The sequence below is a fragment of the Thiohalomonas denitrificans genome (assembly GCF_016841685.1).
GTDB classification, from domain to species: domain Bacteria; phylum Pseudomonadota; class Gammaproteobacteria; order Thiohalomonadales; family Thiohalomonadaceae; genus Thiohalomonas; species Thiohalomonas denitrificans_A.
Genome location: NZ_JAENYR010000060.1, coordinates 1 through 22088, shown reverse-complemented (window position 1 = coordinate 22088; position 22088 = coordinate 1). Strand labels below are relative to the sequence as shown.

Annotated in this window: 15 protein-coding genes, 1 pseudogene and 2 riboswitches; of the genes and pseudogenes, 11 read left to right on the top strand and 5 right to left on the bottom strand. The window is 57.2% G+C overall.

Annotation, left to right across the window (positions count from 1 at the left end; genetic code table 11):
• Together Q7L05_RS12690 and Q7L05_RS12685 are read left to right on the top strand one after the other, a co-directional pair.
• Positions 1-1547: RHS repeat domain-containing protein (locus Q7L05_RS12690; RefSeq protein WP_303907144.1), on the top strand; the 1547-nt coding region annotated here is incomplete at its 5' end.
• A 4-nt stretch (positions 1548-1551) separates the two neighbouring features.
• Positions 1552-1842 carry a hypothetical protein gene (locus tag Q7L05_RS12685; RefSeq protein WP_303907142.1) on the top strand — a complete coding sequence of 97 codons (291 nt, stop codon included), beginning with the start codon at positions 1552-1554 and terminating at the stop codon, positions 1840-1842.
• A gap of 986 nt (positions 1843-2828) precedes the next feature.
• On the opposite strand, the gene Q7L05_RS12680 is transcribed toward Q7L05_RS12685, so the two are convergent.
• Together Q7L05_RS12680 and Q7L05_RS12675 are read right to left on the bottom strand one after the other, a co-directional pair.
• The gene (locus tag Q7L05_RS12680; protein ID WP_303907139.1) at positions 2829-3842 is read right to left on the bottom strand and encodes an IS110 family transposase; all 1014 of its coding nucleotides are present in this window, start codon (positions 3840-3842) and stop codon (positions 2829-2831) included.
• Between the two features lie 1655 nt (positions 3843-5497).
• Complete coding sequence (locus Q7L05_RS12675) at positions 5498-5671, bottom strand: c-type heme family protein (RefSeq protein ID WP_303907136.1); 174 nt, start codon at positions 5669-5671, stop codon at positions 5498-5500.
• Between the two features lie 547 nt (positions 5672-6218).
• Between Q7L05_RS12675 and Q7L05_RS12670 the strand changes: the two genes are divergently transcribed.
• The 3 genes from Q7L05_RS12670 (at position 6219) to ltrA (ending at position 10800) form a co-directional block, all read left to right on the top strand.
• Positions 6219-7205 carry an IS30 family transposase gene (locus tag Q7L05_RS12670; protein WP_303907133.1) on the top strand — a complete coding sequence of 329 codons (987 nt, stop codon included), beginning with the start codon at positions 6219-6221 and terminating at the stop codon, positions 7203-7205.
• A gap of 108 nt (positions 7206-7313) precedes the next feature.
• Positions 7314-8804 carry a tetratricopeptide repeat protein gene (locus tag Q7L05_RS12665; protein WP_303907130.1) on the top strand — a complete coding sequence of 497 codons (1491 nt, stop codon included), beginning with the start codon at positions 7314-7316 and terminating at the stop codon, positions 8802-8804.
• A gap of 658 nt (positions 8805-9462) precedes the next feature.
• Entirely contained in the window at positions 9463-10800 is a 1338-nt protein-coding gene (gene ltrA, locus Q7L05_RS12660; RefSeq protein ID WP_317623127.1) for a group II intron reverse transcriptase/maturase, read from the top strand.
• 240 nt (positions 10801-11040) lie between these two features.
• Here ltrA and Q7L05_RS12655 read toward each other — a convergent pair whose 3' ends face one another.
• Positions 11041-11400 carry an integrase core domain-containing protein gene (locus tag Q7L05_RS12655; protein ID WP_303907127.1) on the bottom strand — a complete coding sequence of 120 codons (360 nt, stop codon included), beginning with the start codon at positions 11398-11400 and terminating at the stop codon, positions 11041-11043.
• A 340-nt stretch (positions 11401-11740) separates the two neighbouring features.
• On the opposite strand from Q7L05_RS12655, the gene Q7L05_RS12650 reads away from it, so the two are divergent.
• The 3 genes from Q7L05_RS12650 (at position 11741) to glgB (ending at position 15393) form a co-directional block, all read left to right on the top strand.
• The gene (locus Q7L05_RS12650) at positions 11741-12280 is read left to right on the top strand and encodes a GNAT family N-acetyltransferase (RefSeq protein WP_303907124.1); all 540 of its coding nucleotides are present in this window, start codon (positions 11741-11743) and stop codon (positions 12278-12280) included.
• Positions 12281-12429: 149 nt separating this feature from the next.
• A complete protein-coding gene (locus Q7L05_RS12645) occupies positions 12430-13059 on the top strand; it encodes a hypothetical protein (RefSeq protein WP_303907120.1) in 630 nt (209 codons plus the stop codon).
• Positions 13060-13203: 144 nt separating this feature from the next.
• Positions 13204-15393, top strand: coding sequence for a 1,4-alpha-glucan branching protein GlgB (gene glgB, locus Q7L05_RS12640; protein WP_303907117.1), 2190 nt, complete (start codon positions 13204-13206; stop codon positions 15391-15393).
• A gap of 99 nt (positions 15394-15492) precedes the next feature.
• Here glgB and Q7L05_RS12635 read toward each other — a convergent pair whose 3' ends face one another.
• Together Q7L05_RS12635 and Q7L05_RS12630 are read right to left on the bottom strand one after the other, a co-directional pair.
• Positions 15493-16194: a response regulator gene (locus Q7L05_RS12635; RefSeq protein ID WP_303907114.1), complete on the bottom strand. Its 702-nt coding sequence runs from the start codon at positions 16192-16194 to the stop codon at positions 15493-15495.
• Positions 16191-17708, bottom strand: a complete 1518-nt coding sequence (locus Q7L05_RS12630) for a DUF4118 domain-containing protein (protein WP_303907110.1) — start codon at positions 17706-17708, stop codon at positions 16191-16193. The genes Q7L05_RS12635 and Q7L05_RS12630 overlap by 4 nt, the downstream gene beginning before the upstream one ends.
• Before the next feature lie 121 nt (positions 17709-17829).
• On the opposite strand from Q7L05_RS12630, the pseudogene Q7L05_RS12625 reads away from it, so the two are divergent.
• The 3 genes and pseudogenes from Q7L05_RS12625 to gcvT all read left to right on the top strand — a co-directional run bounded on the left by Q7L05_RS12625 (position 17830) and on the right by gcvT (position 21935).
• Positions 17830-19275, top strand: a pseudogene (locus Q7L05_RS12625) (TrkH family potassium uptake protein).
• A gap of 211 nt (positions 19276-19486) precedes the next feature.
• Positions 19487-19589, top strand: a riboswitch (glycine riboswitch).
• Positions 19590-19663, top strand: a riboswitch (glycine riboswitch).
• Positions 19664-19894: 231 nt separating this feature from the next.
• Complete coding sequence (lipA, locus tag Q7L05_RS12620) at positions 19895-20791, top strand: lipoyl synthase (protein ID WP_303907107.1); 897 nt, start codon at positions 19895-19897, stop codon at positions 20789-20791.
• Positions 20792-20849: 58 nt separating this feature from the next.
• Complete coding sequence (gene gcvT / locus Q7L05_RS12615; RefSeq protein ID WP_303907105.1) at positions 20850-21935, top strand: glycine cleavage system aminomethyltransferase GcvT; 1086 nt, start codon at positions 20850-20852, stop codon at positions 21933-21935.
• Positions 21936-22088: the final 153 nt, after the last annotated feature.

Sequence of the window (22088 nt, the reverse complement as noted above, 5' to 3'; positions counted from 1 at the left end):
AGGTGAGCCATTACGGCTACGACGATGCCGGCCAGCGGGTCATCAAACAGTCCCGTCAGAACCTGACCGTCTACGTCAACCAGTACTTCACCGAAAGAAACGGCTCCATCGGCTCCAAGCACATCTTCGTGGGCAACTCACGGATAGTGACCAAGGTCACCGGCGGCACCAGCTTCATCCGCAGCTATGATGGCGTCACCGACGCCAAGACCCCGCCGGGACAGGAGAAGAAGAGCGACAACCCGCAGGAGAAGAGCAACAACGGCAAGGCCCTGGGCAAGGACAAAAACACCGAGAAGACCAACAACGGTAAAGCCCTGGGCAAGGACAAGGAGAAAAACAACAACGGCAAATCACCTGGCAAGGACAAAAACACCAAAGCCAAGACCAAGGGCAACTTCAAGCAGGGCTCCCACCCCGGCCAGGGCGTCGACAACCGCTCCGACCGAGCCAATGAAGTGGCGATGAACACCTGCAAGAACAAGCACCTCATCGAAGAGCACTGCGACGAGGATGGCAACGGCATCCCCGACAGCCAGGAGGACGGTAGCGACGGAGGCATCGAAGACGGTACCATCGGTGACAATACCGACGGCACCGAGGAGGAAATCGTCACCCTCGGCTCCAACGGAGAGCAGCTCTTCTACTACCACCCGGACCACCTCGGCTCCACCGGCTACGTCACCCGGGAGAACGGCGAGGTGCACGAGCACATCCAGTACTTCCCGTTCGGGGAGACTTGGGTGCAGCAGGGGGGGAATACCGAAAAGAGTCCGTATCTCTTCACCGCCAAGGAGCTGGACGAGGCGACCGGCCTGTACTACTTCGGGGCAAGGTATTATGACCCGAGGACGAGTGTTTGGCAGTCGGCGGATCCCATCATCGGGAAATATCTTGATGGCGCGGTCAATGGCGTCTACGAACCCAGCAATTTAGCCTTCTACACCTACGGTCGAAATAACCCGGTTATCCTTAAAGATCCAGACGGTAATATCGTTCCGCTTCTTATCGGAGCATGGATGGTCGTTGAGGCTGGGTTAACGGCTTATGACGTTTATACTGCTGGTGACACGTTACTTGATGAAAATGCCTCAACGACTGACAAAGCCATTGCTGTTGGTGGAGTTGTACTTGGTGCTATTGCACCAGGCGGCGGGTATGGAACTGCTGGCAGGATGGGGGCAGAAGCTGTTGAGCAAACCGCAAAAGCAGCGAATCGTGTTGAAAATGCTGAGGAAATGACAACACTATATCGCGCGGTTGGCCCAGATGAGCTTGTGGATATTGAGAATACTGGGCAGTTTGTTAATCGCGGGTCAGCTGAAGGAAAATATTTTACGACATCTTCTGAGCATGCCTCAGACTATGCAAAACAAGCAGTCAATGCCTTTGGTGACGCACCTTATACGACAGTATCGACACAAGTTCCTAAATCCTCCTTGCCGTCCCCCGTTTCCGTGGATGGGGGGATACCAGCATACGTGGTTCCAGATAATGCACTACCTGGTCTGAAGCCGGAAGTTTTAGATTCAATGGCGATACCTTAACACGATGAAGACTGAGGCTGTGATACGCGTTCGTTTTCTTACCCCCGAAGAAGGGGGAAGAAAAACTCCTATCGAGGGGGAAAGATACGGTTGCCCCCTTATGCTTAATGGGCAGGGGTTCGATTGTAGATTTGTTCTTGATGGCTATGCATGCTTTGAGCTTGGGAAAAGTTATGAAATTCCTGTGAAGTTTTTGAATCCTGTTTTGGCTCTGAAAGAGCTTAGAGAAGGAACCGAAATTTCATTATGGGAAGGAAAGATAATAGCGAGAGGGGTGGTCATTAAAGTTATGTAATTGACAATTAAAGGGGGCAGCGATGACGGGGTCAGATACGCGTTGGAATTCCGGGGACAGTATACCTATTTATAGAAAGGTGACGGGAAGGTTGAACCTTTTGTCTTAGTGGATACAAAGACGTTGTTCAAACCTATCAGTACGAGTCACTTTAACTCTTTCTCAATTTGACACGCCGCTAGGGCGCATCATCCGCGTCGACCATCAGTAAGTGGAAAAAGGGGCCAGCACCCTTAAAAAAGGAAGCATAAAAGATAAGCTGGTATAGTTTTCACTGCACCGAAAACCAGAGGCAAAGGATATGCCGAGAAAGCCACGATTCTACATACCGTGACCAAAAGGGTCAGACTCGATTGAAAAGGTTTATGTAGATCCCTCCCCAAAAAAAGCCCCGCCCGGCACCACACCAAGCGGGGCTTTTTGCTGTCACTCCCGCGCCAAGGTAAGCACCAGCCGTCCGGGGCTGATGCGCACCGTGACCGCCGCGCCGACTGTAAAGCCAATAAATGGGGTCACCCATTAGCTGCCTCCGATCAACTGGCAATATCGTATCCCGAAGCCTGAAGTGCCCCGTTGAATAAAGCCTGAACAGCTCACAAAGCCGCCGAACACGCGCCCGGGTTCTCATTCGTTTTGGCGCACAATCAGAAGAGACTGATCCGCGCCAGTCACCCATCAGGATCAAGGCATCGGGTCGGCCTCACATGGAGGCTTGTGGTCCAGCCCCTGGCGCCTGCCGGCGCCCCAGAAAACCGTTGGTACCCTGTCCTATCCAAGTGGTGCGGCCAAATCGACCGCTGACAGATTCGTGGCTACCTGGCTTGCAGGTTCCAACCCCGTGTGGCTCAGGACAGAGGCGTATCAGCCAACTCGCTTACCCTCTCAGGCTGTTTAGGTGGCTCGGCCGGCGGTCCAATCAGAGTCGATGGTTGTTCCAACCCCAAATGGTGGCTCCCCGACCGGGCCAAAATTGTTGTCTAAGTGTCTTATCCGAATGCCTTGTCCATATCGAACGGGACACGGTCACGCATGACGTAGTAAGAGGCTCGCGCTAACTTGTGGGCCACCGCCTTGATGGCGACCACGGCATTGCGCTTGGCCTTCTTGCGTTCGTAGAAGCGCTTAACCGGCGGATAGTGGCGAATGGCAAAGTTAGCCGCCTCGACGAACGCCCAAGCCAGATAGCGGTTGCCATTCTTTGTATTGTTCCGGCCCTTCTTCTTCCCATTGCTCAGCCGCCTGGAGTTCACGCATCGGCTGTAGGAGGCAAAATTCCCCGGACCTGCAAAGCGCCGGACATCTCCTGTCTCCAACAGGATCGTGAACCCGAGGATTTTGCCGACCCCGGAGACGCTGAGTAATGCGCGATACTCCTCACGAGGATTGGCGCGGAGAAGGATCGCTTCCTCCAGTCGGCTGATTTGCGCCTCCAGGGCGCGCAGCACCGATAGGTGCGAGCCGATAGCGAGTCCGAGCGGTGACTCCTCAGGCCAGGGATTTCGGGCAGCGACGAGTTTCTTGAGCTCATTCGCGCTAATTGAGCGGCCAGTTTCCCGAGCTACCAGGTTTTGGACGCTGAGAATGTTCGTGGTTCGTTGTTGGACGAGCTGGATACGTTTCCGAGCCAAGTCGCGGATGGCGCGCTCCTGACGAGGGTAGATGTAGCCTTCCTTCAACAGCCCCAATCGGAGCAGGTGAGCCAGCCAGCGTGCATCGTGGCGGTCATCAGTATGCTTGAAACCGCTGTACTGCTGGATGGCAGCCGTGTTCGCCAGGTGAACTTTCAGCCCATGCTCCATCAGTCCATCCACCAACCAGTACCAGTTGTAGGTGGACTCGACCACAACGCCCACCAACGCATCGCTATACGGTGCCAACAACCCGTGGATCAGTTCGAGCTCGTTGGCAACCCGCCTCTCCGCTACGACTCGGTCTTCTTCATCGAGAATCGTGACCACAGAATTGTTTGAATGTAGATCGATACCGGAATACAGTTTCATGGCCTGCCACCTCTCTCGGCATTCGTCTTTGGTTTGGTCGCCCTTGACGATATCGCCGCTGAGAGGGGGCGGCTAGATGATTATCAGAGCGGTCAGAGTAAAATAAATTCTGGTATCATGCTGCACTTGACCATTGGATGAATTGGCAGGGAGTGGCAAGAAGGCCAAGCGGATAACGGGGTCGAAGCCCTTTGCTGGCCGAAGACCTTATGCCGCGCCTGCGCGAGCAATGGCTGGTGCCGATTATGGAAGCATTCGTGGAAAAGATTCAGGCACACCGTGCGCTATCCCAAATCTTTGTCGTCTGAAAAATTGAGGGGGACTTACGTGGACACCCACCATAAGGAAAAAAAGTAAAAAGCTTTCGCGATTGTCTGGAACGGCATTGCAACTCCGATCGATGCGACCTCAGCTTAGGTCGAGGGAAAAATGCGCATATAGAGCGTTCTTCGATGATTTTTAACGCAGTAGGCCGAACTCGGCGCGAGCGTAGTTCGCGGGTTTGGCAACCCGCAGCGGAATAGCGCAATAGGAAAGAAGGGCGTTACGCCAGCAGCGTTCGGCAGGCACTAATGCCGGGCGTTCGTCGGTAACCGAGTTGCTGGCAGGCTTGCTTGAGGTTGTGGGTTGCGCCTACGAGTCCCTTGAAGGGACTCTCGAACTGAGTCGTCAGGTAGCCCCACCGCTTGGGATCGATCGCCAGGCGCTGGAGGATGGCAGGTGCTCGGGAATAGCGCCACGTTTGCCCTCACGGATGAGCCGCCCGGTGAAGTCCACCAGGTCCGTGGAACCCGGTGTGCTTTAGTCGTAGACCAGAAGCCGGCCCGCCCAATGAACGGAGCCGCGACAGCCTGCGCGGGACGTTATGATTATCTGTTCTTGCGGAAATGCATACTGGGTGAGATGGTTCGAGGCTGAGTAGAATTGACTCCCATCGGGAGCTGTTTGCCGAGCGGCGTTCATTTGAGTCAGAGTTCTCTCTGAATCATCGGGCAGTATCACGGCGATGGTTATAGTGACAGCCGTTGTTTCGGTCGAATGTTCCGAACAGATGAGTCGGGCATTCACATATTCAAGGACGAGAAGATTGTCTGGCGGGATTGGGAAGCTCGCTGGTGCTTCCAGCCTCGTTTCTATCGAAACGGGTTTGAATTGAGCAGGGAGGGCGGTTCGACCTTCACTTACCGCCTCATCCCATAATTCACCTGGGTAGGCAGCTAGCGTATGCCCTGCTAGTAAGCTTGTACCCAAAGCTAATGTGGTGAGTGCCTTCCTGCACATGGTTTCGCTCCCTCTCGCCTCCCCGCTAAGAATATAGCTGCTTTCTAAGTTGGGAACGGTGCTGTTCCTTGCATCCGCTGAATCATTTCTGATGCGAGGTTGAAACTCTGCTCGCGCAGGCCAAACCTCCTTTCCTTCTACATTCCTCGTCCAAACCGTTCTAGGAAACCTGGTCGACCGCGGGTTGGCCGCGGGGCCGCTCTTAGTTCTGCACCGGATGTTCTGAGGAACCTATCGGGAAACATTGTTTGGTGTGTCTTGGAGGTGATGAAGCGAATGAAGCTTTGAGGCTGAATAGCTCGCTGGGGCCGCCAGAAGGGGTCTTCTGGTTCTTGAAAGGAGCAGGGGCCGAAGAATCGACCCCTGAGGTCCGATCAGGGTTCGATAGGAACCGCGACACTGATTAGTCCAATCACGTCGCCCGCTTCGAGTCCATCTTTTTCGTAACCGAGCATGTCCAGCTCACCCTTGGGTTTACCGTGGCACGCCAGACATGGCTCCATCAGGCGCACCGGATCGAAGTAACGGTAGACAGGCTGTTTGCCCATCTTCGTTTCTTCGCCGTGAGGCTGACTACCGATGTCAAGGACTAATCTGGTCATAGCCAGGTTGGCTGAATCGCGTCAGCATGAGGACCTACGTGGACATATATGGACGCCTCGCCCAAGGTTGACGTCGATGGGAATGCTCGTACTGCGAGCATTGAGAAAGTAAGAGTAAAATTCTCTTGGAGTAGGCGTAAGACCAAGGAGGTCACGGTGACCCCGACCACCGATCCGGTATCAGGTCCGCAGAAGCTTCCTGAAGGGGCACCGGATATACCTAGTGCCACAGACCTTGCGAAGGACCTTGGGAAAGCTCTTTGGCAGGAGTTCAAAGGCGAACGTCAAAGATCTGTGCCATCGGTTCCAGGGCAGCCACAGACCAAGGTGATTGAAACGTCATATATGTCACTTGATGTGACTGCTACTGTAAACAGCGACCTTAAGCTCGGCGGATCCCAGTTCGAAGTGCACCACATAGATAGTTAGGCGGGCATCGTGGGCCCAACTGGTAGGATGAGGTTGTCAAGACAACATCCACCGGGAAACCACGATGCCCTACCAACATATTAACGCCGCTGAGCGGCAGGTGATACAGCGCGCTCTCGAAGCCGGTGAGAGCTTGCGCTCCATCGCGCGGAGCCTTGGACGAAATCACGGCAGCCTATCCCGGGAGATCCGCCGTAACAGCGGCAGAAGGAGATATAAAGCGACCTCGGCGCAGCATCGAGCGGAAGGGCGTGCGAGCCGGCCACGGCACAACCGACGCTTTGCTCACAAACCGCTGAGGCGAACCGTGTTCAAGTGGCTGGCGCTGGATTGGTCGCCAGCCATCATCAGCGGCCGGCTTCGGCGGGATTTTCCCGAAGACAGCAACATGCGGGTCAGTTCCGAGAGTCTCTACCACTGGGTCTATAGGGATGCTTTGCAGGGCGGACGGCTTTACCGGCATCTGTGGCAATGTCGACCTCGGCGTATCGCCCATCGCAGCCGAATGCCGGCCCACAGCCGCATCCCAGACCGGATCGATATCACCGACAGGCCGCCAGTGGTGGCGGAGCGCACCCGCATCGGCGACTGGGAAGGCGATACGGTAGTCGGACGGAAGAACCAGGGTGGCCTGGTGACGCATGTGGAACGAGTCACGCGTTATCTGGTGTCCGCCCGTATCCCGAACAAGCGGGCGGTGACTTTCGCTGCCATCACGAACAAGCTCTTCGGGTGGGTTCCGGCGAGCTTGTGCCAGACGCTGACACTGGACAACGGCACCGAAAATGCAGCTCACGCTCGGATTGCAAAGGCAAAAACGATGGACGTCTACTTCGCTCATCCACACGCTCCCTGGCAACGTGGTGCAAACGAACAGGTCAATGGCCTCATTCGTCGCTACTTTCCCAAGGGCACAGACTTCCGTAAAGTCACCGATGAGCAGGTCGCACAGGTGGTCATGCAACTAAACCAACGACCGCGCAAGTGCCTTGCCTATCAGTCACCCTACGAAGCATTCGCCGAAGCGCTGCGTGGTGCACTTAGAACCTGATTCCGCCCTCAGTTTGCCAGCGGGTTCTAATGATGTCCGCGATCTTGAGCACTCGGGCGGCAATGTGACGGGATGGCGAGTCGATGTCCAGTTCCAATACAGGTTCTAATGATGAATATTGTGCACTATTCAAACCGAATGGTGATGGCGAGCTTCGTCTCCTATGTGTTTGTGCTTGCTTTAGGTGTGTTGTTTCCATCGCAGGAAAGCTCAGCACTCGGGGAAGACAGCGATTTGAACGTCGGAGAGGAGGCGCTTCAGCGCGGAGATTATGAAGCAGGGATTAGCATCTACACGAGGGCTATTGAGACTGGCCGGTTGCCTCTCGATCTAAAGGTGACGGCATACGCGAATCGTGGTGGTGCTTACTTCGTTACCGGTCGTTACAAACTTGCTATCGCTGATTTTACTCGAGTCATTCGCCTTGAACCTAAGAATGCCGGGGCCCATTTTAATCGTGGCAGTGCTTACTGCTCATTGGGTGAATATACAAAAGCAATTAACGATTTCACCCAGGAGCTTCGCCTTGCGCCGGAGGACGAAGAAGTATACTTCGGGCGCGGTACATGTCACCTTGAAAACGGAGCCTATGAGCGAGCGATCAGCGATCTGAATGACGCCATTCGATTGAGGCCGGATTACGTTGCTGCTTTTCTGAATCGAGGCGGTGCATTTCTTCTAAGTGGTGATTATGATAAAACAATAGCCGACAGTACAAAGGCCTTTGCCTTACAGTCGGATAATGCGGAGGCTCATCTCAATCGGGGGGTCGCCTATCTCAGTAAACGTCAAAAACAGGAGGCGCTTGAGGACTTCAATGCGGCACTTCGTATCAATCCAGGTTATGTGAATGCTCTCAACTATCGTGGCGCTTTGCTGCTGTCGCTTGGTAAGTACGATCAAGCAATTGCAGATTTCGATGAGATTCTTCGCCTCAATCCGAGTCAAACTAAGACGTATTATAATCGAGGTGGCATATTTGCGAAGCTCGGACAATACGATAAGGCTATCGCCGATTATAGCGAACTTATCCGGATGGAGTCTGATGATTTCGAGGTATTTTACAATCGCGGTACAATGTATTTTCAAAAAGGAGCATACGATAAAGCTATCGTAGATTTCAGTACGGCAATTCGGTTGAAAGAAGATTTTGCACAAGGCTACGTTGGACGCGGTACCAGTTACTTTATTTTGGGTGAATTTTATGACGCAGCTGCTGATTTTTCACTCTATCTGAAGCATGAACCCAAAAACGCTTACGGGATTATGTGGATGTGGATTGCAAATGGGAAACTTGGCCATAAGAACGATAAAGAACTGAAACGTTTCGCGAAGAATCTGGACCTCAGGAAATGGCCCGCGCAACTAGTGGCTCTTTATGTGGGAGAACTAAGCGCAGAGCAGGTGCGTTCGGCAATCTCGGGAGACGACAAAAATATACGAGATTGCCAAGCAGACTTCTATATCGGAGAACACGAACTTCTAAGCAATGATAAAAATAGGGCGAAGGTGTTGTTTGAAAAAGCTGCGGATACATGTGCCAAGGATCAAGTGGAGCAGAGGGCTGCGGTTTCAGAACTTACGCGAATGGGGAAATAGGAAAGGTTCACAAATAACTGAGAAAAGGAATTCCGGCGGGGGACACCCATTAGCCGCCTTTGTGCAAGTGGCTCGTCCCCCGAAGCCTCCACCCGAGTTGTAGCAGCGTTGGGAATGGTGGACTTACCTGGACACCCAGTGCGCCGAGATAAATCGGTAGAAGATTGGAGGTGAAATCCCTCTACTCGGAAAGGGCTAGCCACCCACCGAGGCCCCGAGTCATGGGCCGTTGTCCGTAAGGACAAGGGTTAAGCGTTGAACAGGGGAAGATGCAGGCCCAGTATTGAGCTCCGAAATCATCGTAGAGAGCGCCGACCTTGTTGGGTGAAGGGGAAGGCAGCACCGGCAGCCGCGCTACGGCAAGCGACTGCTGAGGCTCTCCGAAGTCAGAGACCTGGTGCATGTGTTGATGTCTTCTATGCGGAACTCGGGAGATCCTGCTCATGATCTGCGCCCGTCCCGGCGTGGGTCGGATCCGGGGAAGTAACTGCATAGCCCGGATGTGGACGTGAGCAGGAAGTCGGACAAGACCATAGTAGCGAAGAAGCAAGCGAACAATGGGAACAGAGCATGACACAGGAAGCATCCCTGCCCCCGGCGGAGCTCGTGGAGCGAAGGGTTTTGACAGAGAGAAAGCGGGATTGGACGGGGTGTGACGATGACACAGAGCATCGGGCAAACGCTGCCTGGACTGATTCGGCTACATGAAGCAGCAAGACGGGACCGTCGGCTGCGATTCAACAACCTCCTGCACCATGTCATGGTGGAGCTGCTGGAGAAGGCATATTACGGCCTGAACCGAAGGGCAGCCTCCGGGGTGGATGGCGAAGACTGGAAGAGCTATGGAGAAGGACTTCAGGCACGGCTCATCGAGCTTCACACCCGACTTCACACCAACCGTTACAAACCTCAGCATGTAAAGCGGATCTGGCTGACCAAGGCCAACGGCAAACAGCGTCCGATCGGCATTGCCGCCATTGAAGACAAAGTCGTCCAACAAGCCTTGGCCTGGATCCTCGAAGCGATCTACGAACGTGACTTCCTCGGCTTCAGCTACGGGTTTCGGCCCGGCCGCTCGCAACATCAGGCGCTGGATGCCGTCTACATGGCGATCACCGTCAGGAAGATAAGTTGGGTACTGGATGCAGACATCAAGGGGTTCTTCGACGCCATCGACCACACATGGATGATGCGTTTTCTGGCGCACAGGATCGCAGACAAACGGCTACTTCGCATCATAGAGCGCACGCTTAAGTGCGGAGTAGACGAAAACGGCAAGCGGGAAAGAACCGTGGTGGGGACGCCACAGGGTGCAGTGCTATCCCCTCTACTGGGGAACATCTACCTGCACTACGTTCTTGACCTATGGGTGCACCAATGGCGCAAGAGGATGGCCAGAGGTGAAATGACCATCGTGCGATACGCCGATGACAGCGTGATCGGTTTGCAACACCGTGACGACGGCCAGCGTTTTGTACGCGAACTGAAAGAGCGGTTGGGCAAGTTCGGATTGAGCCTGAACGACGAGAAGACCCGCCTGATAGAGTTTGGACGCTTTGCCCAGAACAATCGTGCCCAGCGTGGAAAGGGCAAGCCTGAGACCTTCGACTTCCTTGGTTTCACACATATGTGCTCAAGGCGGAGAAGCGATGGCGGTTTTACCCTGAAGCGTTACACCATTGCCAAAAGGCAGCGAGAAAAGCTCAAGCAGGTGAAACAGGTACTGAAGCGAACCCGCCACCGACATCGATTTGATGTAGGGCGGTGGTTGAAGCGGGTCGTACAGGGTTATCTCAACTACTTCGCTGTCCCCGGCAACAGGCGGGCATTGGACGCTTTCCGGGCGGAAGTATGCCGAGCATGGTTAAGGGCACTGAGGAGGAGAAGCCAGAAAGGCGCCGGTCTGCCTTGGAAGAAAATGGCCCGCCTTATCCGGCAGTTCATCCCAAGTGTCAGAGTATTACACCCATACCCGAATCAGCGGCTTCGTGTATGACTCGATGTAGGAGCCGTATGCGTTACTAGCGCACGTACGGATCTGTGCCGGGGGCCTGTCGAGCAAAATAGTGTTTGCGAGACAGGGCTCTACGGCGACTCATAAGGAAATAAAGTAAAAAGCTCCCGCGATTGCCTGGAACGGCATCGCAGCCTCCGATCGATGCGTCTTTCGAGGCATAGGTTTCCCCGGACAGTCGGTCTGACCTGAATTGCGGCTTTTCCTCGCGGTAGCCGCGACTCATACTCGCAGGTAATATCCTGTAAGCAGCCCGTCCCAGGCAGCAAACCAGGATTCTGTCCGTGGCCGGAAATCGAGATCATCATCCTTCCAGACCTCAGCCGGTGTGCGGCCGTCCAGGTTCCGGTGCGGCCGGACATGGTTGTACCAGAACCGGAAGGGAACGAGTGCGTCATTTAGCTGCTGGAGTGAGTCGACTTCCCACCGATCCAGTTTGGACTTCAAGGTGCCGAAGAACCGCTCGACTTTGCCATTCATCCACGGACAGCCTTTTTGGATCGGCTGGTGCCTGATTCCAAGAAGCCAGAGTCCGAATCGAAACAGCCGTGAGGTGACTACCGCCTCATTGTCCGTACGCAAGCACTCCGGTTTTCCGTATCGCTCAACAGCAGCAATCAGGCAGCGGAGGAGGGTGAGGCTGGATTTATCACGGAGAGTTTGAAGGACCTATCTAGCCGATCACCTAGGGACGATGGAGAAATTATCGAACAGCAAACGAGAACGGCAAGGCCGTTCGGCAATGAGGCGTTCGTCAGGCATCTAAAGTCATCACCGGCAAGTGACTGGTCCCTAAACCACCGGGTCCGAAAGCAGCTAAAGCGAGATAGGGTCCCCGGAACTCCACGCCGGAAAGTGGTTATCCACGAATATCGTGTCCTTGGTGCATCGCGAGCAAAACGACTGAAGAGTAAGGGATCCCATGAATTCGAAAATCGTTATCCGGTGCGAGACAGACGCTGATGTTGAGGCGATAAGGGACGTAACCGTCTCTGCATTCAAGACCCTGGAGATCAGCAGTCACACCGAGCAGTTCATCATCGAGGCATTACGCGCAGCCGGGTCGCTGACCGTATCGCTGGTCGCGGAGGTTGATGGCCGAGTGGTGGGGCATATTGCCTTCTCTCCGGTCACGATTTCAGACGGTACCGGGGACTGGTACGGTCTTGGGCCTCTCTCGGTATTGCCGGAATACCAGCGGCAGGGGATTGGCAGAGCGCTAATCGAGGAGGGTTTGTCACGACTGAAGAGCCGCAATGCCCGAGGAGTCTGTCTTGTCGGGCATCCGGATTACTACAAAAAATTCGGGTTCAGGAATATGCCGGGGCTGGTGCTTGAGGGGGTGCCCCAGGAGTTCTTCTTCGCTCTCTCTTTCGACGGCCACGTTCCGCAGGGCACCGTCACTTTTCATGAAGCCTTCAAAGCGGATGGCCGGCCAGAAGGTGCTGGCGACGCTGAATAACGCATCCGACCTTCTCGTCGATGAGTACCCCCGGCATCGCAAGCTTCGCCTATCCTGATCGCAAGCCTTTTTGCAGGGAGTAGAAGCGCGGTTCCGCGCATTACTGGCGGTGCGCGGGCGCGTCCCGATGGAGCATGCAGGTTACCGGATTGAGCGCAGCTGTTATCCCTCAGCGACAGTGGCCGCTGCGGCAGTGGTTCTACGGACCGGCCAGGCGCTACTATCATCGCCCGGGAAAGGTCGAGCGCTGTGCCCCGGGACCGCTCTTCTACGAACGGCTCGATTCGGAACTGCGCGAGCTTTGCCTCCTGCTTCACGCACGGGGGCTGCGCACTACCGCCTCCTGTGAAGGACACCACCACGACCGCCCCTATTTCGAACAGCTATGGGAAGCCTTATGCGATGAAGCAGAGGCGATCCGCGGCGGGGGCCTTCTCGTGACGGAGGCGGAGTGCGGTCGGTCGTATTGGTTCCGGGATCCCGAGTACCGGCTTCCGTGGCCGGATTTCGTATCTTTCCTGAGCGAGTCACAGCGGTACCAGACTACGGGCTATCTCGGGGTTATCGTTCCGTTTGCCGAAATGGCAATCGATGAGCGGCTCCGCAAAGCTTCACGGCGCTTGGGGAATCTCGCTCCGGAGATTGACGACACCATGGGCCGGCGCTTCGACGGCCGCTTGTATCATTTCCTGGTCGAAAGTGCCGATGAGGAGCAACGCTCCCGAAAATGGCGACACATCACCTATTGGTTTCGGGACGAAATGGGCCTCGCGATTTAGCAGGCTGTTGAGCGAGGAGTGCGTTTTTTCAACGAGCGTCTACTCTGAGTGATAGCCCACACGGCCATCCGCTGAAACAGGCGGAGATTCTGTCGTCGTGCCGGCGCTCCAACAATCAAACATCAATATCGACAGGGAAAAGCCATGACGAAGCACCTCGACGCCGAATTGGGCCGTATCATCGAAGCGACACACCACGATCCCTTTGCCGTTCTGGGGTGCCATCGGGATGGTGATCAGGCGTTGGTGCGCGCCTATGTTCCCCGGGCCCAGGAGGTCCGTATCGCCGAAGGGGACCTGCCCATGACCCGCGTGCCGAACACGGACCTTTTCGAATGGTCCGGCGACGGCACTCCGCTGCCGAAGCACTACAGCCTGATCTGGCGGGATGAGGGTCACCGCGAGCATATCGCCCGGGATCCCTACACTTTTGAGCCCCAGGTGGGAGACCTTGATCTCTACTATTTCGGCGAGGGTCGCCACCGCCACGCCTATCGGTTTCTGGGGAGTCATGAGCACGAGGTGGATGGCGTCGCGGGTGTCCTGTTTGCTGTGTGGGCACCGAATGCCGAGCGCGTGAGCGTTGTCGGGGACTTCAACGAATGGGATGGACGCCGCCATCCGATGCGGGTGCGTGGCGGCAATGGTGTGTGGGAATTGTTCATTCCGGACCTGGAACCGCAGCACGTCTACAAGTATGAAATCCGCAACCGCCACAGCGGGCAGGTGTTCCTGAAAGCGGACCCCTATGCACAGCGTCATGAATTGCGGCCCTGTACCGCATCCGTGATCGCCGGCACCAGCAGTTTCAAATGGAATGATGCGGATTACCTAGCGGCCAGAACAGACGCCGACTGGCAGCACCAGCCGATGTCCGTTTACGAGGTTCACCTGGGCTCCTGGCAGCGGGACATGGAGGGTGAGTTCCTCGGCTTTCGGGAGTTGGCGCACCGTCTGGTGGAGTATGTAAAGGATATGGGATTCACTCACGTCGAGTTGCTGCCGATCACGGAGCACCCCTTCGACCTGTCGTGGGGCTATCAGACCACGGGGTATTTTGCCCCCACCAGTCGCTTCGGCACCCCGGATGACTTCCGCTATTTCGTGGACTGCTGCCATCGCAACGGTATCGGCGTGCTGCTGGACTGGGTACCGGCCCATTTCCCCAGGGATCCGCATGGCCTGGCTCGCTTTGACGGCTCTCCACTGTACGAACACGACGACCCGCGCCGGGGCGAGCACCGGGATTGGGATACGCTGATCTTCAATTACGGCCGTAATGAGGTGAAGAACTTTCTGCTCTCCAGCGCCGTGTACTGGCTGAAGGAGATGCATGTGGACGGTCTGCGGGTCGATGCGGTGGCGTCGATGCTCTACCTCGACTATTCCCGCGAGGAGGGGGACTGGGTGCCGAATCAGTACGGCGGGCGCGAGAACCTGGAGGCCATCGATTTCCTGCGGGAGTTGAATGTCGTGGTTCACGACGAGTGCCCCGGAGCGCTCACTGCCGCAGAGGAGTCCACCTCCTGGCCCCAGGTGAGCCGACCCACCTACCTTGGCGGGCTGGGCTTCGATCTGAAGTGGAACATGGGCTGGATGAACGACACGCTGAGCTACATGGCCCAGGAGCCGATCCATCGGCAGTATCACCACGGCATGCTGACATTCAGCATGCTCTACGCCTTCACCGAAAACTTCATGCTGCCGTTCTCCCACGACGAGGTGGTGCACGGCAAGCAGTCCATGCTCCACAAGATGCCGGGAGACGAGTGGCAGCGACACGCCAACCTGCGGGCGCTCTATACCTATCAGTTCACCCACCCGGGCAAGAAGGTGCTGTTCATGGGTACCGAGTTCGGCCAGGGGTTGGAGTGGAACAGCGCGGGGGCACTGGACTGGTACGTGCTTGATTACCCCCTGCACCAGGGAATGCAGCGTCTGGTCCGGGATCTGAACCGGCTCTACCGGGAAAGCGGTGCACTCCACCGCCATGAGTTCGACTGGCAGGGCTTCGAGTGGCTCGACTGTAATGACTCCGAGCAGTCGGTGATCAGTTTTTTGCGCAAGGGTGACGGCAACGAGTTGACCGCCGTGGTGCTCAACCTTACGCCGGTTCCCCGCCACGGCTATCGTATCGGCGTGCCCCTGCCGGGGAGCTATCGTGAGGTACTGAACTCCGACTCGATGCACTACGGGGGCAGCAACCTCGGCAACGGCTCGGAGCCTCTCGTGGCCGACGAACTCCCCTGGATGAATCGCGCCTACTCCCTTCCACTGACGCTGCCGCCTCTGGCGGGCATCGTGCTTCGGTACGAAGGGGAGGTGCCCCGCTAATCACTTCCAAGGATTCGGCCGGACCGCGCGGGTCCGGCCACGCCTCCAATAGCAGGAAAGCATCCATTCATCCCGCATTTTTCAGGCAATCTTACGGCTTCACTCCGTTTCCGGTTCTCTGACAAATCGATAGCCAACCCCCTGGATCGTAATGATATATCGGGGGTCGGAGGGGATATCGCCGAGTCGCTGGCGCAGGTGGCCTATCAGAACCCTGAGGTAGTGGGTGTCGCGGACGTGTGTGGGTCCCCAGACGTCGCGCAAGATCTGTCGGTGTGTGAGAACCCGATCCGGATTATTGATAAACAGCTTCAATAATTCGTACTCTTTCTTCGATAAGTGAACAGGCTCCCCTCCCAACCAGACTTCATGGCGTGTAAGGTCGACCTCAAGCGGCCCGGCCTTTATTCGGGCCGTTTCGGCGGATGGCTTCCGGTTCCGTTGCGCAGTTCGAATCCGAGCCATCAACTCCGAGATACCGAAAGGTTTGGTTACGTAATCATCGGCCCCTGCATCGAGCGCAGTCACTTTTTCTGTCTCGTCGGAGCGCACGGACAAAACGATTATCGGGACCGAAGACCAGCCCCTTACTTCCGGAATGAACTCCTGGCCATCCATGTCCGGAAGCCCAAGGTCCAGAATTACCACATCAGGGTGCTCCTCGGCACAAAGCTCAAGCCCATCGCGACCGAGTCGCGCCTCCAGCACGCGAAAACCGTGTGCCTCCAGACTGATGCGCAAAAACTTTCGAATTGGGGCGTCGTCCTCGACGATCAGGATGGTTCCCGAGCTCTCCGTCACGATTCATCCGTATGGGCTAGAGGGAGGGTTATGCGCATGAGGGTGCCATGGCCATCCGCACCCGGCATGGCCTCCACCTCACCGCCGTGTGCACCAATCAAGCCTCGGCAAATCGCCAGCCCGAGACCGGTTCCGCGGGGATGACGATCACTGCCGGTCACGCTATAAAACATATCGAATACCATTTCACGCTCCGCCTCGGGAATCCCGGGTCCATCATCGAACATGTCAATGTGCAGTTTCTCCCCCGCCACCGAAGCGGCTATTGTGATGGGGCCGTTTTCAGGAGAGAAGCGGATAGCGTTATCCAGAATATTAACCAACGCCTGCTCTACGAAAGCACCATGGACGTGAAGCAGCGGCAGATCCGAATCAACGGCCAAAGCGACCCGAAAACCGGCCAGCGCACCTTCCATACGCTTCAAGGCCGCCGCCACGATATCTTCCACGCTCACCCAGTCCCGCCGTAGTTCGAGCCCACCGTGACCCAGGCGGGTCATGTCCAACAGGTTCTGAATATATCGATTGAGTCGCTCGGCCTCTCCCAGGATGTTGTTCAATAAATCCCGTTGATCCCCGGCGGCAATTTTTGAGCTGTATTCCAGAAGCGTGCTACTGGAGCCGATAATCGACGAAAGCGGTGTACGCAGGTCATGGGAGACCGAGGAGAGCAAGGCGGAACGCAACTGCTCTGTTTCCGATATCAATCTCGCCTCCTCCAGGTCCGTAACCAGGCCGGTTCGTTCGATAGCAATAGCTGCCTGATCGCAAAGGGCTCGTGCCTGATCTTCCTCTTCACTGGTCAACGGCTCCCGTTGGACAGCCACAAGCCCGACAGGACCGCGTGCGGTTCCCAGTGTCAAAAACGACAATCCCCGGCAGCCAGGCGGCGAAGCATCAACTTTCCAGGCAGCCTCGAGTCGGTCGAGCGGAAGTGGAATACCATCCAGCGAGGGCCAGCCACCGCTCACCTTCAGCTTGCCTTCGGTATCCGGCAGCAGTACTGCCACCGGTGATTCCAGGAAGTGATAGAGGTGCCGTATCAGCTCCTTTAAGACACTATTGGCATCCGGGGCTGCGGTCATTCGTTTTGCAAATCCGTAGAGCGCGGTGATCCGCCGGATACCGGCCTGTTTCTTTGCAATCTCATCATGCATTCGGGCCGCAAGCTGTCCCGTCAGCGCGGCGGTAATCAGGAACAGCAGCAGCGTTGCGACGTCACCGTCATGATTGACCGCAAAGGTGTAGAAGGGCGTAGTAAAGAAGAAGTTGAAAGCCAGAAAACTGGCCACCCCTGCAAATAACGAGGGTCCCAATCCCCATTTGGCGGCTATGATCAGGACACCGGTAAGAAACACCAGCGAGAGGTTGGCATGGGGTACGAATCGGTGGAGCAAAAAGGCGCACGCCATTGCACCCGCAACGCCAAAGGCTGCCCACAAGTAGGCGCGCAGCCCGGGGCGGACGGGGGGCAATTCCGTCGAATACGGAGTGCGTGTTGTTGTCTCAGGCATAGCGGTCGGTCATTTTAGACACCACGACGTAAAATTCGCATAAAAATTTGACGCTTTTTTTAGCTGTATACTCAAACCCTGAATCGGAAAATAGGGGGACTCCGAGTCTCCTGAATCTCCGATGAACCCTCTTCTCATTGTCCGTACCCTGGGTATCCTGCTGTTCCTGTTCAGCGGCGCTCTGGTTCCGCCACTGCTGATCTCCCTTCTGTATGCAGATGGTGAAGTTCTCCATTTTGCCACCACCCTGCTCATCACCGCTTCCACCGGCGCTCTGCTCTGGCTGCCGCTGCTAAGACGCCGGGAGCGGGTCCGTACGCGGGACGGGTTCGTCATCGTGGCGACACTCTGGATTGCGATGAGTCTGCTCTCGAGTCTGCCGTTCATCTTTGGGCTGGGCATGGATATTGCGGACGCCTTTTTCGAAGCGGCATCAGCCTTCACCACCACCGGCGCCACTGTCATCACCGGTCTCGATCAGTTGCCCCCTTCCATTCTGTTTTACCGACAGGAGCTCCAGTGGCTCGGTGGGATCGGCGTTATCGTCTCGGCGATTGCGTTGCTGCCGATGCTCGGTGTTGGAGGCATGCAGCTGTTCAAGGCGGAGACACCGGGGCCGATGAAGGACGAGAAACTGACCCCCCGTATCGCCCATACGTCCCGTACCTTGTGGCGGCTCTATCTGGCGATGACCGTAGCGTGCGCTCTCTTGTACTGGGTGGCCGGGATGTCGATGTTCGATGCGATCGCCCACGCCCTCACAACGGTCTCCACGGGCGGTTTCTCCACCCACGATGCCAGTCTGTCGTACTTTGACAGTGTCACGATTGAATTAATCGCCGTGGTGTTCATGCTATTGGGCGCGATCAGCTTCAATATTCACTTTCTGGCCTGGCGGCAACTGCGTCTGGATCACTACTGGCGTAGCGTTGAGGTGCGTGTCTTCCTGCTGGCGGTGTTGGTCGTTACGCTCTTGGTAGCCTGGGTCCTCGACGCTACCGGCTATGCCGAAACTTTTCCATCAGCCCTGCGCCTCGCCGTTTTAGAGACCGCCTCGGTCATCACCAGCACCGGTTACGGGATCGATGACTTCTCGGTCTGGCCGCTGATGCTGCCGGTGTTGCTGATCTTCATCAGCTTCATGGGGGGCTGCGCCGGCTCTACGGCCGGGGGGATGAAAGTGATTCGCTTCGTCGTGATTACCAAACAGGCGTCATTGGAGATCCAGCAGCTTATCCACCCGAATCTGGTGCGTCCCTTGAAGGTGAATAGAAGGGTGGTACCCGCGCGAATCGTTCAGTCGATTTGAGGTTTTTTTGCCGTTTACGTGGGCGTTTTCGCAGTGACAATGCTACTGATGATGGCAAGGGGAATGGACCAGGTGACCGCTTTCGGCGCGGTCGCTACCTGCATCAATAATCTCGGGCCGGGATTGGGGGATGTCGCTGCCAACTTCAGCGGGGTCGACGACCTCTCCAAAGGGCTGTTGGCGCTGGTGATGATTATGGGTCGGCTTGAGATCTTTACGATCTTCGTGCTGTTGACGCCGGCCTTCTGGCGGAAATAAGACCAGACTGACCGGTGGCAGGGGAGCACTACCTGCATCACTTCCCGATCAAGAGCGCCGGGTCAGCGAATTTTCCCACGCAGGAATCGGCCTCGCCGATTGCCTGTAGTCGTCGACGACACTGCCGCCGGGTTCCAGCGCCCGCTGAAGTGCTGCGGCAGAACCTTTCTTTTCAAAGCCTGAGTGAAACGGTATAGTCCCCGTTCGACCCATGCTCCCCGCGGGAGAGCGCGGCAGAGGCTCCGGCCTCGATGGCCGCCGCCGAAGGCGCAACCCGCCCGGAATCGCTCAGGCAGAAGGACCGCGGGGTATCGGTCGACTCTGGAGAGAGGCAAAAGCCCACCGACGGAGAGAGAAAACTCTCAGGTGAAAGGACAGAGGGGCGACAGAAAACGCTATACGTTTTCTGTCGCCCCTTTTTTGTGGGGGGTCCTTTGCAGAATTCGTGGGTGAATGGTAATCCGCCCGATTGGATCCCCCCCTCCCGGAGGGGGAGGGGGTACAGGCACGAGTTCTGCCGAGCAGCCTTATTGTTTGTGCCATGAGAGCGGACAGAGGGTACCGGCGGGAACGGCTGCGCCGAACTCTGTGGTAAATATTTTTCGATTGGATATGGGCCATGCCACGCGAAACCGTCATCCCGGTGTTTGACCACTCGGCTACGCCCAATGCCGGGCGCATGCCCTCCTGGATTCGCCAGTCTCTCGGTGGCGGGGCGTACGGTTCCACGGCAGATGCCGTGCACGGGCCGGGGCTGCATACCGTCTGCGAGGAGGCTCGCTGCCCCAACCAGGGCGAATGCTGGAGTCGCGGAACCGCGACCTTCATGCTGCTGGGGGATACCTGTACCCGCGCCTGTGGGTTTTGCGCGGTGAAGACCGGGCGCCCCTCGCTGACGGATAGCGGCGAACCGGCCCGGGTGGCGGAAGCGGTGCAGCGTCTGGGACTCGATTATGTGGTGCTTACGTCCGTCAACCGCGATGATCTGGACGATGGCGGCGCCGGTATCTTCGCTGATACCTGCCGGGAGCTGCTGGCACGGCGTTCCGGAATCGGCCTGGAACTCCTCACCCCGGACTTTCGGGGCTGCCAGGAGCCGGCTATCGAGCGGGTCATGGCCGCCCTCCGACCGGATGACCGGCTGGTGTGGGGCCACAATGTAGAGACGGTCCCCTCGCTCTATCGGAGCGTGCGCAAAGGGGCAACATATGAACGCTCCCTGCGGCTGCTGGAACGGGCGGGTGAGAAAGAGCGGGTGCAGACCAAGTCGGCCCTCATGCTGGGCCTGGGCGAAACCTTCGACGAGGTCCTCGAGGTGATGCGGGACCTGCGCGCTATCGGCGTCCAGCGCCTCGCGCTTGGCCAGTACTTGCGCCCGACGCGCTACCATCTGCCGGTCCGGGAGTATGTTCACCCCGATACCTTCGCCGCCTACGAGGCGGAGGCGAAGGATCTCGGCTTTGATTGGGTGAAAGCGGGAGCGATGGTTCGGAGTTCCTATCACGCTGAGGAATAACGGATCGCAGGAGAGGACATGATCGCGGCAGGTGTTTTCGACAATTCGGGAGATGACTTTGGGTAAGAGGACGCCGCTTTACGAGCAGCATGTGGCCCTGGGGGCCAGGATGGTGGATTTTGCCGGCTGGGAGATGCCGATCCACTATGGTTCGCAGATCGAGGAACACCACGCGGTGCGGCGCAGTGCGGGGATGTTCGACGTCTCCCACATGTGCGTGGTGGATGTGGAGGGTGCCCGGGCGCGGGAGTACCTGCGCTACCTGCTGGCCAATGACGTGGCCCGGCTCGATGGTGCGCCGGGCAGGGCACTTTATACCTGCATGCTCAACGAACGCGGCGGAGTGATCGATGACCTGATCGTCTTCTATCTCGACGACCTGTGCTACCGCCTGGTGGTGAACGCCGGCACCCGGCAGAAGGATATCGGCTGGCTGCGCCGGTTTGTCGATGACTACGGCGTCGACGTCGTCGAGCGGGACGATTTGGCCATGATCGCGGTTCAGGGACCCGAGGCGCGGGACCGGGTCCATACCGTGTTGGGCGAATGCGCCGAACCGGCGCGCGGGCTCAAGCGATTCAGTGCCACGGAGGTCGACGGTATCTTTATCGCCCGCACCGGTTACACCGGTGAGGACGGTTATGAACTGGTGGTGCCGGCCGACCAGGCCGAGGAGATCTGGCGCCGGCTCGCTGATGTCGGTGTGATCCCCTGCGGCCTCGGTGCCCGCGATACCCTGCGCCTGGAAGCCGGCATGAACCTCTATGGCCAGGACATGGACGAGGGCGTATCGCCTCTGGAGTGCGGTCTGGCCTGGACCGTGGCCTTCGAGCCGGCGGATCGGGATTTCATCGGCCGCGGCGTCCTCGAACAGCAGCGCAAAGAGGGTCCGGCGGCGCAGCTGATGGGGCTGGTCCTGGAGGAGAGGGGCGTTCTGCGCCCGCACCAAAAGGTGTATGTCGAAGGGCTCGGTGAAGGCGAAACCACCAGCGGCAGCTTTGCCCCGACCCTCGGCGTTGCTGTGGCCCTGGCCCGAATCCCGGTCGGCAGGGTCGAGCGGGTCGAGGTCGAGATCCGCGGCCGGCGCCTGGCCGCCCGGGTCGTGAAACCGCCCTTCGTGCGCGGAGGCAAACCGAACTTTTGAACGGGATCGAACCGCAAAGACGCAAAGAGCGCAAAGGAACGAAGGGGTAATCGGGTGCAGAGTGCACTCTCCTGAAGAACTTCCCCTCGCTGTCATTACGAGCCGTACCCGCCGCACGCGGCCCCGAATCGGTGACGAACGTTCAGCCGTCAT